At 49.4% G+C, this 14,719-nt stretch carries 15 protein-coding genes; 10 read left to right on the plus strand and 5 right to left on the minus strand.

Going from position 1 to position 14,719, the window contains the following annotated elements:
- Window positions 1–81: 81 nt before the first annotated feature.
- Both A4G20_10210 and A4G20_10215 read right to left on the minus strand, forming a co-directional pair.
- Window positions 82–840 (minus strand): hypothetical protein, encoded by a 759-nt coding sequence (locus tag A4G20_10210; protein QIW16672.1) that lies wholly within the window; start codon window positions 838–840, stop codon window positions 82–84.
- A 55-nt stretch (window positions 841–895) separates the two neighbouring features.
- On the minus strand, window positions 896–3,433 hold the full coding sequence (locus A4G20_10215) for a penicillin-binding protein (GenBank protein QIW16673.1): 2,538 nt from the start codon (window positions 3,431–3,433) through the stop codon (window positions 896–898).
- Window positions 3,434–3,548: 115 nt separating this feature from the next.
- On the opposite strand from A4G20_10215, the gene A4G20_10220 reads away from it, so the two are divergent.
- The 10 genes from A4G20_10220 (at window position 3,549) to A4G20_10265 (ending at window position 9,753) form a co-directional block, all read left to right on the plus strand.
- Window positions 3,549–4,271: a hypothetical protein gene (locus A4G20_10220; protein ID QIW16674.1), complete on the plus strand. Its 723-nt coding sequence runs from the start codon at window positions 3,549–3,551 to the stop codon at window positions 4,269–4,271.
- Window positions 4,250–4,753 carry a hypothetical protein gene (locus A4G20_10225; GenBank protein ID QIW16675.1) on the plus strand — a complete coding sequence of 168 codons (504 nt, stop codon included), beginning with the start codon at window positions 4,250–4,252 and terminating at the stop codon, window positions 4,751–4,753. The genes A4G20_10220 and A4G20_10225 overlap by 22 nt, the downstream gene beginning before the upstream one ends.
- Window positions 4,750–5,265, plus strand: coding sequence for a hypothetical protein (locus A4G20_10230; GenBank protein ID QIW16676.1), 516 nt, complete (start codon window positions 4,750–4,752; stop codon window positions 5,263–5,265). Before A4G20_10225 ends, A4G20_10230 begins: the two co-directional genes overlap by 4 nt.
- Complete coding sequence (locus A4G20_10235; protein QIW16677.1) at window positions 5,262–5,654, plus strand: hypothetical protein; 393 nt, start codon at window positions 5,262–5,264, stop codon at window positions 5,652–5,654. Before A4G20_10230 ends, A4G20_10235 begins: the two co-directional genes overlap by 4 nt.
- An 8-nt stretch (window positions 5,655–5,662) precedes the next feature.
- A complete protein-coding gene (locus A4G20_10240) occupies window positions 5,663–6,988 on the plus strand; it encodes a secretin (protein QIW16678.1) in 1,326 nt (441 codons plus the stop codon).
- Window positions 6,989–6,996: 8 nt separating this feature from the next.
- Window positions 6,997–7,191, plus strand: coding sequence for a hypothetical protein (locus tag A4G20_10245; protein QIW16679.1), 195 nt, complete (start codon window positions 6,997–6,999; stop codon window positions 7,189–7,191).
- Between the two features lie 98 nt (window positions 7,192–7,289).
- Window positions 7,290–7,703, plus strand: a complete 414-nt coding sequence (locus tag A4G20_10250) for a N utilization substance protein B (protein ID QIW16680.1) — start codon at window positions 7,290–7,292, stop codon at window positions 7,701–7,703.
- A 2-nt stretch (window positions 7,704–7,705) separates the two neighbouring features.
- A complete protein-coding gene (locus A4G20_10255) occupies window positions 7,706–8,641 on the plus strand; it encodes a thiamine-phosphate kinase (GenBank protein QIW16681.1) in 936 nt (311 codons plus the stop codon).
- A 1-nt stretch (window position 8,642) separates the two neighbouring features.
- The gene (locus A4G20_10260) at window positions 8,643–9,119 is read left to right on the plus strand and encodes a phosphatidylglycerophosphatase (protein ID QIW16682.1); all 477 of its coding nucleotides are present in this window, start codon (window positions 8,643–8,645) and stop codon (window positions 9,117–9,119) included.
- 1 nt (window position 9,120) lies between these two features.
- Window positions 9,121–9,753 (plus strand): hypothetical protein, encoded by a 633-nt coding sequence (locus A4G20_10265; protein QIW16683.1) that lies wholly within the window; start codon window positions 9,121–9,123, stop codon window positions 9,751–9,753.
- Between the two features lie 268 nt (window positions 9,754–10,021).
- On the opposite strand, the gene A4G20_10270 is transcribed toward A4G20_10265, so the two are convergent.
- From A4G20_10270 to A4G20_10280, 3 genes are all read right to left on the minus strand, one after another.
- Window positions 10,022–11,962 carry a choline transporter gene (locus tag A4G20_10270; GenBank protein ID QIW16684.1) on the minus strand — a complete coding sequence of 647 codons (1,941 nt, stop codon included), beginning with the start codon at window positions 11,960–11,962 and terminating at the stop codon, window positions 10,022–10,024.
- 278 nt (window positions 11,963–12,240) lie between these two features.
- Complete coding sequence (locus A4G20_10275) at window positions 12,241–14,268, minus strand: transporter (protein ID QIW16685.1); 2,028 nt, start codon at window positions 14,266–14,268, stop codon at window positions 12,241–12,243.
- A 137-nt stretch (window positions 14,269–14,405) separates the two neighbouring features.
- Window positions 14,406–14,639: a hypothetical protein gene (locus A4G20_10280; GenBank protein QIW16686.1), complete on the minus strand. Its 234-nt coding sequence runs from the start codon at window positions 14,637–14,639 to the stop codon at window positions 14,406–14,408.
- Window positions 14,640–14,719 lie beyond the last annotated feature (80 nt).

The raw sequence follows: 14,719 nt of genomic DNA on the forward strand, positions 1-14,719 counted from the left end.
TTGAGGACACGCCCTAGCTCTACAAGCGGTTGAGATTTTGCAAAAACCTGCAAATTTTCAACCGCTTGTTTGTGATAAGCTCTAGGCGAGCCTCGCCTTTACAAAAAGCAAGACTGGTCGGTGGGCCAAGTCCTTAAATTCATCATGCCATTCGGGCTGATTGGCCAGCATGGGTTCTTCAACTTGCTCAATCACAAAGCCTGCGGCAATCAGCTGATTTAAGAGGGTGGCTGTGGTGCGGTGGTAGGTTTTAAAGCCTTGTTGGAACCAGTTGCGGCGGCGTTCTCCCTCCTCTCGATAAGAGCGTAACCGATAGGCTCTTTGTGCCTTATTCACACCCTTTTCCCAACGATCTCCATCCTCTTCTTTATGGCAGGTGACAATGGGGTGTTCTTGGGAAAAAATCAGCCAACCTTGGGGCTTGAGCTTGGCCTTGATGTCGGCCAGGAGTTTGGGGAAATCAGCCACATAATGAAAGGCAAAGGAGCTGGTAATCACATCAAATTCACTGTGAGGCAACTCAAGCAGGGCTTCCATAGGCAGTTGATGGAGGCTGTAAGCGGTTGGATTGAAGCCTAAATTTGCAAATTCCCGTTCTGCTTCTTGCAGCATTTGAGCCGACAGATCAAGGCCTGCCACAAAGCTAGCACCTTGTTTTAGATAGGTTTGCAAATGCCCTCCTGCCCCACAGCCCAAATCCAGTAAGCGTTTGCCCTCAAGAGAGGGCAGGAGGGAAAACATGGTTGGCTTTTCCACGATTTCGTTCAGGCTAATGGGGTTGGTGCGAAGCTTAAGATAACTCTCAAAAAAGATAGGGTTGTCGTAAATGCTGGTTTTCATAATCTATTTTCCAAAAAACAAGGGAAACCTAGGCTGCCCTTGTTTGTTCACTTATCTAAAATAACTCATGGGTGCCGCCCATGCTTGGGGGCAGGCCGTAGCCCTTCGGCAGTTCATAGCGAGGGGCGGTGATGGCTTTTTCCACAATGTATTTCTTGGTCGGCTCGGTGCCCTTGATGAAGTATTCCTTCTTGCCCTTGCCTAGGAGGCCATTGGTGGTTTCGATTTCCACTTCAATAATATTGGGCGGCAGGGCCAGCTTACGTTCTTCCTTGTCAGACAGAGCCACCTTCATATAGCGGATCCAGGCCGGCAGGGCGGCCGTTGCGCCAGCTTCGCCCACTACCCGTTTGTTATCATCAAAGCCAACATAAACCGTGGTAACCAAGTTAGCACCATAGCCTGCATACCAGGCCACCTTGGATTTATTGGTGGTGCCGGTTTTGCCGCCAATGTCGCTGCGTTTGATTTCATTGGCCACTCGCCAGCTGGTGCCCTTCCAGCCCTGGCCCTTTTCGCCGGTAATGGCCGTGTTAAGGGCGCTGCGCATTAAGAAAGCCAATTCGCCACTGATGACCCGAGGGGCATAGTGGATCTGCTGGGTTTGCTCGGTGGAGCTGGCCATCAGGCTTGGGGCTTCAGCCTTGTTGGTGGTGCTGATTTCAGGCAGTTGATCGTCCACCTCATCTTCGGTGACGGTCACGGTTTCCACCTTGTCTTCAGGCTTTTTCTGGGCCTTGATGAAGTCAAATTGTTCAGGTTCTGGGTAGATGACGGGAATGTTATGGCACTCAATACAGGCCATGGCTGGGTTGGCCTTAAAGACCTCCTGGCCGTTGCCATCCACAATACGTTCGATAATGTAAGGCTCAATCAGGAAGCCGCCATTATCAAAAACCGCATAGCCCCGAGCCATTTCAAGTGGGGTAAAGGAGGCCGCGCCTAGGGCCAGGGCCTCGGTGGCGATATATTGTTTGCGGTCGAAACCAAAGCGTTGTAGGTAGTCAGCGATGTAGTCAATGCCGGCCATTTGCACGGTGCGAACCATCATGACGTTTTTAGACTTACCAATACCCACCCGCAGGCGAAGGTTGCCTTCATAGACACCTGGCGAGTTTTTCGGCGACCAAGGTTTTTGGCCGGCCTTTTTGATGGTAATGGGCTGGTCGCTAACTGTGGTGGCCAAACTTAGGCCCTTGTTCATGGCGGCGGCATAAATAAAGGGCTTGATGGAAGACCCTACCTGGACCATAGACTGGGTAGCACGGTTAAAGCGGCTTTGTTCAAAGCTAAAGCCGCCCACGATGGCCTCAATGGCGCCGTTGTCGCTGTTAAGGGAAACGAGGGCTGAATTGACCTCTGGGATCTGGCCCAGCTCCCATTCAGGATTTTTGCCGGCTCGTTCACGCACCCAAATTTGCTGACCAACGGCCACACTCTTACCGCCCTTGCCTGTCCAGGCCATACGGTTGAACTTGACCACGGCACTTTCGCCATTTTGCAGCAGAATATCGGCTCGATCCCGTTGCATTTTCATGACCACGGCTGGAGTAAAAGGCTCTGAATGGGGGAGCTTGCTTAAGTGCTCGATGATTTTTTCCTCATCCCAAGGATCTTCCTTGGGCTTCCAAAGGGCTTCTGCTCCCCGCCAGCCGTGGCGGCGGTCGTAATCAATCAGGTTTTCCCGCAGGGCATTTTGGGCCTCGTGTTGGTCGTGGGACAGGACGGTGGCATAAACCTTGAAGCCCTTGGTGTAGGCCTCTTTTTCGCCATAGCGTTTGACCATTTCCTGACGCACCATTTCGGTCACATAGTCAGCACGAAATTCCAGTTGAGAGCCGTGATACTTGGCCACAATAGGCTCGGCCTTGGCCGCTTCATACTGGGCCTGGTCGATTTTGCCCACCTGCAACATCCGCCATAAAACTGTGTTACGGCGGTTTTCAGCCCGCTTGAGGGAAAAGAGCGGGTTCATGGTGGAAGGCGCCTTTGGCAGGCCGGCAATAATGGCGATTTCAGACAGGGTTAGGTCTTTTAAGTCCTTGCCGAAATAGGTTTTGGCGGCCGCTGCCACCCCGTAGGAACGGTAGCCCAGGTAGATTTTGTTGAGATAAAGCTCAAGGATTTCCTCCTTGCTCATGATCTTTTCGATTTCGGTGGCTAACACAATTTCCCGCAATTTGCGGATCATCTTACGTTCAGGGGTTAAGAAGAAGTTACGGGCCAGCTGCTGGGTGATGGTGCTGGCGCCCTCGGTGTCGCCCTTCATGGAATTTACCAAGGCACGCGCCATGCCCCGAGGGTCAAAGCCGTGGTGTTGGTAAAAACGCACATCTTCGGTGGCGATAATGGCATCAATGAGTTGAGTGGGAATATCAGCTAACTTGACTGGAATGCGGCGCTCTTCCCCCACCTCGCCAATGAGCTTGCCATCGGAGGTAAAAATCTGCATGGGCTTTTGTAGCTCAACCGTGGCCAGCCCCTTCACATCAGGTAGATCAGATTTCAAATGGGTGTAAAACAGGCCACCTGCAATGGCAAGCACAATTACCAGCGTGAGTAAAGTGCTAAATATAAATTTTACGATCTTCATCGAAAAATACTCTTTTGGTGAATGACGAAATCAAAATAAGAGATCAAAATCCCTTGCGAAATGAGGGCGATTATACTGCAAAACGCCCCTAATGAGGGAAAAAATGGGGACTTCTATGAGCATCTTTACGCAAATTTTCAGTCAAAAACCACCGCTTGTTCAAATTGGTTTGAGCGAGGACAAGGATCAGTTCTGCCTGGTCAAACAAGAAGGCGGCCTAACCAAAACCCAGTGGTTCGAGAAAAAGAAGGTCTCGGCCGACAAGCTTCTCCAAAAGATGGAGGGCTTTAAGCATGGCTCGGTGGTGGTGCGAGCCATCCCCCACCAGTACATCTGGCGTAAGTATCTGCTTCTGCCCGCCAGCCAAAATCACAACCTCATCTATCGCCAAGTGATTCAGCAGCTCAAGCAGGACTTGCCCCTCAAACTGGAGGATATTTATTTCGACTACCAGATAACTCCCCTTAAAAACCAGGGCTTGCAGGTTATTATTTATGCCCTGGCCAAGGGCTTTGCCAATCAATTTCTAACCCAGCCCAAGCTGCATTTAGACTGCGAATGGCATTGCCTGCAAAGGGCCTATCATTTTTTGGCCCAAGAAAAACCCAAAAAGCCCTTTGCAACGGGTTACTTATTTAAAAACCAAATTCTGGAATTTAAAACCGAACAGGCCGGCCTTATGCCGCTTAAAAAAGAAGCCTATTTTGAGCGTTTTTATACCTATCAAAAATCAGGCTTTGCCAATGAAATTCAAATAGACATTATGCCGGATATAACAAAACCTGAACTTTATTTAACGGCACTGGGAGCCAGCTTATGGAATATGCCATCAGCCTAACCAATTATCGCCAAAAGGCCTGGGTTAATAAATCTTTGGGCCTGCTGATAAAATTAGGTTTATTTGTGCTTTTGCTTATTTTGGTTATTTTATTTTTGCTTAACCTTAATCAAGCGAAAAAAGCAAAATTAAATAAGCTAAAACAAGACAACCATGCTCAAGAAAATAAATTAATAAGCCTTAAACAACAAGTGGAAAGCCTAAAACAGAGCCTAATGGCCAACCCACATCAGGCCTTAGATCGCCATAAGGTGATGGCCTTTTTGGCCTATTTAAGCCAAGTCCCGCTGAAGGGCGGGCTTGAAAGCCTGCACATTGTTGATGATCAGCTAAAAATCAGCGGAAAACTCAGTATCACCGCCTTTGACGGCTTAGAAGACAACCTTAAGGCTCAAGGTTTTGCCTATAAGGTGGTTCATTTTCAGCTGATTCAACAGGGCCAGGTGGAATTTTCCCTGCAAGTTGAGGAGGGGGCAGAATGAGAAACTGGCTAAGCTCCTATTATTTGGCCCCCTATCACCCGATTTTTATGGGGCTGACCTTCTTGCAGCAGCGTTTTTACCTGATTTTGCTGGCCTTAAGTTTAAGCCTTCTGCTTCCGCTTAGTCAGTATTGGCAGCATGTGCAGGAGGAGCAACGACTGAGTTTAACAGGGGAGCAGTTAGCCCAAGACATCCATCAACAAACCAGCCTCCTAGCCAGCCTAAGTCAGAATAAACAGGCTCTGCAACAGGCCAACCTCAGGGCCATAAACCAGGATCTAAACCAAATTTTAGACCAAGGCCAGGCCAGGTTAGATAATATCCACTGGCAGCTGGGCAACCAAAAATCGGCCAGTTTGGTTTTTAGCCAAGACAGCCAAAAAAGTTTTGAGATTATCAGGCAGCTTAATCAGCTGGAAAAGATTGCTTTGAAGGAAATTTACCTTTTTAAACTCAATGAAAACCGCCAAATTCAAAATGAAATTACCCTTTCTGTTAAGGATTCACCATGAAAAAATACCTTTTATGTTCTTTAATTAGCCTACCCCTTTGGGCCGATCCTTTTTATGCCGAAGAAATAAGCCAAGGCCAAACCCAACAAGCGGATCAAAATAGCCCAGAATCTGCAAAAATAGCTTGTCAGCCGTTGGGGAAAATTAATGCTTTGGATATTCAAACGGCCTTTAGTGAATTACGTTTAATTGGTATTTTAAAAAGGGAAGATAACTTCAAGGCCATTTTTATGGACAAGCAGGAAAATTTATTGGGTTTTCAAGCCAATGATTATTTAAGGGAGCAGGGCATTCAATTTAGCCAGATTGACTTCGGCGGCCTCAAATATATTGATTGGCATAAAACTCAAGCCTGCGACCAGCCCCACCAGGTTAACCTTAAATTATAGGAGTTTTTATGAGACGACTTGTTATTTTGCTGAGCCTGATCAGTGCCAGCCTGCTTGCCCAGCCCCTTTCTTTAGCCCTTAAAGAGGCGCCAACGGAAAAGATCATCGCCTTTTTGGCCGAAGAAATGGATAAAAACCTAGTTATTCAGGGCAGCCTTGAGCAGAAGCCCATTACCCTGCGCTTGCAAAACAGCAGCTTTGAACAGGCCCTCAACCATATAGCCAAGGCCAAAAATTTGACCATTAAAAAGGAGGAGGATATTTTCTATGTGGCACAAAAAAGCCAGACAGAAAACCCGCCTCTTTTGCAAGAAATACCCGATTTTGCCCCGCTTGTTAGCCCGCAAGTAACACCTATTAACAGCCCACCCAAGCTGGTGACCAAGACCGTCCAGCTCCACTATGCCAAGGCCTCGGAGGTGATTGAGTCCCTGACCAAGGGCAGTGGCAATTTCCTAAGCGAGAATGGCTACCTCCACTTTGATGATCGCTCCAACCAGTTGATTATTAAGGACTCGGCCGCCTCCCTTAAGCAGATCCTGCCCCTGATAGAGAAGCTGGATCAGCCCACCCAACAGATCGCTATTGAAGCCCGCATTGTCACCATCAGCAGCGAAAACCTTAAAGAATTGGGCGTGCGTTGGGGGCTATTCAATCCCACCGAAGGGGCGCATAGGCTGGCGGGCAGCTTTGAGGGCAATGGGCTAGCAACCAATAATCTCAATGTCAATTTCCCCATCAACAATGCGGCCTCGGTTGCCCTGCAAGTGGCCACCATCAACAGCCGTATGCTGGACTTGGAGCTAACGGCCTTGGAGCGGGAAAATTCAGTGGAAATCATCGCCAGCCCCAAACTTCTGACCACCAACAAGCAGCGGGCCAGCATCAAGCAGGGAACGGAAATCCCCTATGCCTACTACAACAGCAAGGATGAGCTGTCCGAGCTGGAATTTCGGGAGGCCGTTCTGGGCCTAGAGGTCACGCCGCACCTGTCTAAGAACAACCAGATCCTGCTGGACTTGATTGTCAGCCAAAACTCGCCCAACAATTCTAGCCAAAACAGCAACCAGATGGTGACCATCGACAAGCAGGAAATCAATACTCAGGTCTTTGCTCAACATGGTCAGACCATCGTCTTGGGCGGCATTTTCCAACACCTGATTTCAAGGGGCGAGGACAGGGTGCCGGTTTTGGGGTCTATTCCGGTTATCAAGCACCTTTTTAGCAAAAGCCGAGATCAGATTTCCAAGCGGGAGCTGGTGATCTTTGTAACCCCTTACATTATAAAATCTGAACCGCTGGTGCCGATGAAAAAGAAATCCAAGCAAAAATAGGGGAAGTTATGGTAGAATTTGCGGTCTTTTGCTTACTCCCTCCCCCGCTTGCGGGGGAGGGCGGGGGTGGGGGATTGAGCGAAGCTCAAGATTCAAACGGGCCAAAGCATCTAAACTATTTGATCGCCCCATACGAGCCGTATGGGGTTACTCAAACTAAGCCGTTCCACGGCTTAAAGCCACAGCGTGGCTTAGCTAAGTAAGCCTGCACGGCTCGTGCTAGGTTATGTTAGTCCCCCACCCTAACCCTCCCCCGCAAGCAGGGGAGGGGATTTTATTTCTAGTGTACAACAGAGGTTATATGAAAATTTCTCCCCGTCGCCGTGCCAGAGAATGTGCGGTGCAAGCCATTTATTCTTGGTATATCTCCCAAAACAATATCGAAGAGGTTGAATTAGCCTTTGTCACCGATCAGGACATGAAGGGCGTGGATATGCCCTACTTCCGCAAGCTCCTGCGAGGCGTAGTGGACAATGTGGAAAGCATCGACCATGCCCTGCGTCCCTACTTAGACCGTGGCGAAGACGAGGTCGATCCGATTGAACGCTCCATCCTCCGCCTGTCTGCCTATGAGCTGCTTTATGAAGCCGATGTGCCTTATAAGGTGGTGATTAACGAGGGCATCGAGGTGGCCAAGGTCTTTGGTTCAGACGACAGCCACAAGTACATCAACGGCATTTTAGACAAGCTGGCTCCGGCACTCGGACGTAAATAGACATGGGCGAGTTCGACCTGATTGAGCGCTATTTCAAGCGTAGCCCGCACATCGGTGACGATTGTGCGGTTTTGAGCCTTCCTCCAGGTCAGCAACTTGCCATTAGCACCGACACGCTTGCCGTCAATACCCATTTCCTGCCGGATATTGACCCTGCTCATCTGGCCCATAAGGCCGTGGCGGTCAATTTAAGCGACTTAGCTGCCATGGGGGCCAACCCTAAATGGGTTTCCCTGGCCCTGACCCTGCCCAATCTTGATGAAGCCTGGCTGGCCGCCTTTAGCCAGTCGCTTTTTGCTATCTTGGATCGCTATCAGGTCGATCTGATTGGGGGCGACACCACCAAGGGGGCCTTGTCTATTACGCTTACCGCCCAGGGCTGGCTGCCGGAAGGCTTAGGGCTTTTTCGGCATCAGGCTCAAGTGGGGGATTGGATCTATGTATCGGGCTTTCTAGGCGACAGTGCTGCTGGCTTGAAACTTCTACTTGAGGGCAAAAAAGCTGACAATCCAGCTCAACAATATTTATTCGCCCGCCACCTCCGCCCTACCCCTCGGGTGGAACTGGGGCAGATCTTACGGGCTTATTGTGCCTGTGCCATCGATATTTCAGATGGTCTTTTAGCAGACCTAAGCCATATTCTTAAAAGAAGTCAGGTGGGCGCAGCACTTTCTGTGGAAAACCTGCCGATTTCGCCCCAACTTCAAGCTCTTTTCCCACAAGAGGCCGAGACCTTGGCCCTCACTGGTGGGGAAAACTACGAGCTTTGTTTTACCGTCAGTGAAGAAAATCGCCAGGCTCTGGAAGAAGCCCTTGCCGGCCTTGATGTGGCCTGCACCTGTATCGGGCGGGTAACCACAAGCGGTCTCGTTTTGCAAAAAAATGGCAAATCTTACCCGCTTCCAGATCAAAAGGGCTTTGATCATTTTGGTGAGTAACATGAATAAACAACCCAACCTTAAAAACCCTATTCACTTCCTGGCCTTGGGCTTTGGCTCTGGCCTACTCAAACCCGCTCCAGGCACCTGGGGCAGTTTGGCAGGCCTGATCTTGGCCATTTGCCTCTGGCAACTGATCCCATCCAGCTTCTTTTTTATGTTGCTAACTCTGGTCAGTTTTGTGGCAGGTTGTCATATTTGTAGCCGAGCCAGTGAAGACTTTGGTCTGCATGATGATGGGCGGATTGTCTGGGACGAAATTGTCGCCATCTTCCTTATGTTTGCCTTTTTGCCCCACTATAATTTGACCTATTATCTGCTGGCCTTCGCCAGCTTCCGCCTCTTTGATATTCTCAAGCCCTACCCCATCAAGCACCTAGATGAAAGGTTGGAAAGCGGCCTGGGCATTATGGTGGACGATATTTTGGCGGCAGTTTATGCCCTGCTTTCCCTCTACTTGATTGACTGGATTTTCTAAGATGCTCTGGACCATTTTTCTTGTGCAACTGGTCGGCCTGCTCAGCCCTGGCCCCGATTTCTTTTATGTCAGCCGCAAGGCAGCCAGCTCCACCACCCGCAATGCCTTGTTGGGCTCGCTGGGCATTTGTATTGGTGTCGGGGTTTGGGCGGTGGTGGCCCTGTTTGGCCTGGCTTTTTTAAGTAAGAGTGCGGATCTTGTCCAATATATCATTATGGTCTTGGGTGGTGGCTTCTTAGTCCGAATGGGCATTAAGATGGTGCAGGTTCGGGAAAATGCCCAGTTTAAGGTCAGTCAGGAAAAAATCCAACCGACTTCAGCTTGGACAGAAATCAAAAACGGCCTGATGGTCAATATTTCCAATGCCAAAATTGCGGTCTTTTTCAGCAGCGTGATGTCGGGCTATGTGTCCCAGCTCAATCAACTCAGCGATCTCTTGGCCGTGCTGGCCATTTTGGTCTTTAGTGCCTTGGTTTACTTTATCCTCTTGGTCTTCCTCTTTTCCAGAAGCAAGGTGCGCCAGTTCTATTCCAAGTACAGCCGTTATATTGATAATGGCGCAGGTCTGATCTTTATCCTCTTTGGCGGCGAACTCATTTACCACGGCTTGGTTGGTATTTTTGCTTCGTATTAAGGGCTTTCAATATTAGCGGTTATCGTGATCGTCTAATGTACGGAAATATAGTTCCCCTCTTTAGCAAAGAGGGGTTAGGGGAGATTTGGCAGGAGTGATAACGGAGTGAGAGAATGATTAGTCAGAAATTATCTTGTTTGTTTCTTCTCCAAAAATAGCCCTCTCGTTGCTATTTCTTCTGCCAAATCTCCCCCTGCCCCTCTTTGCTAAAGAGGGGAGTTGTTCAAAGGTTCTTCATCCCCTATCATTCTTTATCAATAACTCTTCCCTAAGCTGCCTCAATTTCCTGAATGGATTTGAGGTAGTTTTCGTATTGTTGCAGGATATCAGCGATAAGCTGGTTCTTGTTGAAATATTCCACATCATAACTCTTTTCTTGGTGATTGAAGAAGGTCATGGGCACCAAGATTTCTGTCCTTTCCTCCTGCTCATCAAGGGTTTCCTGTAGGCTTAAATGAATGCCGTAAATAAAGGGATGCACGCTGCCGCTGTCAATCTGGAAGACCAACTTGGGTTGGGGCAGTTCCCACTGGGCTTCAATGTGGACGTTTAATTCATAGCGGCCGATCAGTTCTTGGCGTAATTCCCGCATGGCTGGCAGGGCGATGTGCTTGAGGAAGGTGAACATATCCTGCTCATCAGTTTGGTTGATCATCTGATCGAGGCGGGTTTTCCAGTTTTCAGGCGTCCAAGACAGGCTGGTTTGGTTGAATTTTTGGTGGAAGTAGGCATAGTCCATCCGCACCCCCTTGAGCAGGCTAACTCCCATGCCCAGCATCAGCACCACAAAGGGCAGGGAGAAGATGAGCATGGTGGCCTGTAGGGCATCAATGCCGCCAATTTCCAATAACACCAGGGTGGTTATGGCCATAATCCCGCCCCACATCATAGCCTGCCAGCGGGGGGAAACCAGGCTTTTATCACGGGAGGCAATGTTGTTGAGAATGTAGATCCCAAAATCGATGGTGGTGATAAAAAAGAGCACGATAATCACAAAGGCCATGAGCTGGGTAAGTGAGGTCAAGGGCAGGTATTCCAAGAAGGTAAAGAGCAGCTTACCCACATCATTGACCAAGCTGTCTAGGCCCTCAGGGGCCAGGTATTGATTGACCCAAATAACCCCGTTGCCGAAAACCGTAAACCAGAGGATAAAAAAGAGGCTGGGGACAATCAGCACGCCTAGGATAAATTCCCGAATGGTGCGGCCCCGAGAAATACGGGCGATAAAGATGCCAAAGGCTGGTGCCCAGGAAAACCACCAGGCCCAATACAGCACTGTCCAGTCAGAAAACCAGGCGGCATTATGTGGCTCATAAACATAGGTCTTAAAGCCGCTGCCAATGAGGCTGCTTAGGTAAAAGCCGATGTTTTCAGTAAAGGCATTGAGCAGGTAGGCGGTTGGCGCTAGGGCCAAGATCAGAAGCATAAAGGCAATGGTCAGCACCAGGTTAAATTCACTGATGATACGAAAGCCCTTGGCAATGCCTTGCAGGGAAATGAGGACAGCAATCACAAACACGCCGATGAGAATAAAGGACACGCCAGACTGATTGGGCGAAAGTAAGCCAATGCTCTCTAGGGCAGAAGAAACCCGAATGGCGCTGTAGGCTAGGGTGGTGACCACGCCAAAGAGGGTGGTGCAAAGGCCTAGAATGTCGATTAGATCGCCCAGTTTACCGTCAATTTTCTGCTTAAAAAGTGGGTAAAAACAGGAGCGTAGGGACAGGGGTAGCTTATAGCGGAAGCCGAAATAGGCAATGGCCAGGGCAATCAGGCCATAAATGGCCCAGGCGCTGACACTCCAGTGGAAAATACTATGAAAGAGGGCCGAGCGGGTGACCTCTTCAGGGGCCAAGGGGGAAAGAAAATGGGCCAAGGGTTCGGCTACGCCCAAGAAGATGATCCCGATCCCCATACCTGCGGTAAAGAGCAGGGCAAACCAGGATCCGAAGCCAAATTCGGCCTCTTCATCGTCCTGGCCCAGCTTGATGTCACCATAGCGGCTTAGGGCCAGGAAGATGAGAAAAAAGAGAAAAAGGGCGCTACTTAACACATAAAACCAGCTAAAGCGGCTGAAAATATAGGCCTTGGCCTGATTAAGGGCGGCTAGGGCTTGTTGGGTGTCGAACAAGACCAAGGCCAGGATCAGGGCGCAAAAGAGCAGGCTGGTCAGCACAACGGGGAGGTTGAAGGTGGTGTTAAGTTTCATATTGGTCTATTTGGTCTATAACCTATTTCCGATGGCGCCAGCCTCCAGGCTGGTGCCGATATTTGCCTTCAAAACGATATTATATAGCAAAAGCTAAAAGACGGTTGCGGAGACGGTCAGTGAGCTTGTCGAACTGTTATCGAAGCATTAGTTCAACCATAAGTCTTTTAGCATTTTTCTGCACAAACAGGAAGCACCAGCGAGGGCGCTGGCGCTATCTTTCATGGGTTTTGCGGGAAAAACTTGCAAATTTTTGCCCAATTTCCCCCGCTTGTTGGCTACTCGGCCAGTTCGGTTTGTTCGTGGGCCATAAGTTCTTGGCCGACGTTATCCAAGAGGCTGAGGTAGCGTTCATATTGCTTGAGAATATCGGCAATCAGCTCGTTGTGGGACATATATTGCACATCGTAACCCGTACGGCCATCGAAGAAGTAGGTCATCGGCTCGTAGGTGGTGCTGTGCTGGATATGCGGCAGGTTTTCATCGTTAATGAGCTGCTCAGACACCTCACGGCTGACCGATTTAATTCCATACATAAAGTCACGCATGGACTCCTTCTTGATAACAATTTCCACCGCTGGTTCGTCCTGCTCAAAGAAGGTGTTGATTTCCACGTTGAGGCTGTGTACGCCAATCAGTTCCTGACGCAGCTCACGCATGGCCGGCAGGGCCTGGTGTTTCAAGAATTTGACAATGTCTTTTTCCTGGGTCTGGCTCATCATTTGGCCTAGGCGTTCCTTCCAGCGGTCGCCCGTCCAGAAAATACTGGTTGGGGTGACCTTGGTTTCAAAGTATTTCTTATCGGCCAACAAGCCCTTCCAGAGGCTAAAGCACATAACCGCCATCAACATGGCAAAAGGCAGGGCCACAATCAGGGTCAGGGTTTGCAGGGTGGCCAAGCCGCCTGAGTTGAGCAGGGTAATGGCCACGATTGCCATTAAGATTCCCCACATAGCCGTTTGCCAGCGAGGGGCAGACAGGCTTTTATCACGGGAGGCGATGTTGTTTAACACATAAATGCCCGAGTCTGCCGAGGTGATGAAAAAGAGGGCAATCACCATTAAAGCCACAATGCTGGTTAAACTAGGCAGAGGCAGGTATTCAAAGAACTTAAAGAGCAGTTTTTCAGGGCTAGAAACCATCTCACCCAGGCCGCTGGCCACACCGCTGGCCTCTAGCCAAATGGCTGAGTTGCCGAAAATGGTAAACCATAAAACGCTGAACAGGGTTGGAATGGCTAACACGCCGAAGATAAATTCACGGATGGTGCGGCCACGGGAAATACGGGCAATAAAGAGGCCGACAAAAGGCGCCCAAGAACACCACCAGGCCCAGTAAAGCACCGTCCAGCCTGTAAACCAAGGGGTATGCTCACTTTCATAAACGTATGTTTTGAAGCTCAGCTGAACCAGGTTGCTTAAATAAGCCCCCAAGTTGTCGCTAAAGGCCGATAGGAGATAGAGGGTTGGGCCGGCAATCAAGACAAAGAGCATGAGGCAGAAGGCTAAACCCAGGTTAATTTCACTGAGCATTTTAACCCCCTTGCCCACGCCAGAAATGGCGGAGAAGACGGCCAAGCCCATGACAACCACGATAATGCCGACTTTGACTTCAAAGGTATTTTCCGATAAGAAACCGATTTGCTCCAGGCCTGCACCCAGCTGGGAGGCGCCGAAACCTAGGGTAGTAATGATACCAAAGAGGGTGGCGACCAGGGCCATAATATCAATAAGATCACCCAAACGGCCGTTAATGCGGTCTTTTAAGAGCGGATAAAAGCAAGAACGCAGGGCAAGGGGCAGCTTGTAGCGGAAGGCAAAATAGGCCAGGGCCAAGGCAATCACCGCATAAACCGCCCAGGCATGGATGCCCCAGTGGAAGAAGGTGTGGAGCAGGGCCAGTTGTTGCTGGGTTTCTTGCGTGCCGGTGGTAATGGGCGACAGGTAGTGGCTAAGAGGTTCGGCCACACCGAAGAACATGAGCCCCACCCCCATACCGGCGGCAAAGAGCATGGCCAGCCAAGAGAGGAAACTAAATTCGGGTTCTTCTTCGTTGGTTCCCAACTTGATATTGCCCAGGCTACTGACCGATAGGATCATCAAAAAGGCCAGAAAAACTGAGAAAATCAGAATATAAAACCAGCTGAAGTTTTTAAAGATGCTGGCCTTGGCAAGGTCTAGGCCTGTTTGAATGGCCTGTGGAAAGATTAGCGTGGCAGCAACCAGGCCCATAACCATTCCGAGGGTGACAAAAATCACGAAAGGGTTAAAGGACGATCGTTGTTTAATTGCAGTGATTAAACTCAAAATTCCTCCTAAAAATATTAAAAAACCATTAAAAATTTACAAAACTGCTACAAATTATAGCAAAAAATGCTGACTTTGTAAAATTAGTGGTTTTTTATCTTGACAAAACCTCCAAAATCAGCATTAAAATTCGAGGTTTATTTGCTCAAGGTAACAGGCAGGAGGAGGGTATCCAGTGCAAAGCTCAAGGGCAGGTCGAGGGCGGCCAGCACGGCGGTGACGCCGCCTGCTTGCAGGGCCTGAAAATCCCGCTGGGTGCCTGAGTAAATGGAAAGCCCCTGCTCGCTGGTGGCACTTAAAATGGTGCCGCAAGCGGTCAGATTTAGGCAAAAACCTGCAAGCAGGGTCAGTTTGAGTAATGGTTTACGCATAGGATCCTTTGAGTCTAAGATAGTCTATTTTAGCCTAAAAAAGACCATTTGGTTAGTTCGCTATTTGGTCCGATTTCTTT

The organism is Pasteurellaceae bacterium RH1A (assembly GCA_012221805.1).
Taxonomy (GTDB): Bacteria; Pseudomonadota; Gammaproteobacteria; order Enterobacterales; family Pasteurellaceae; genus RH1A.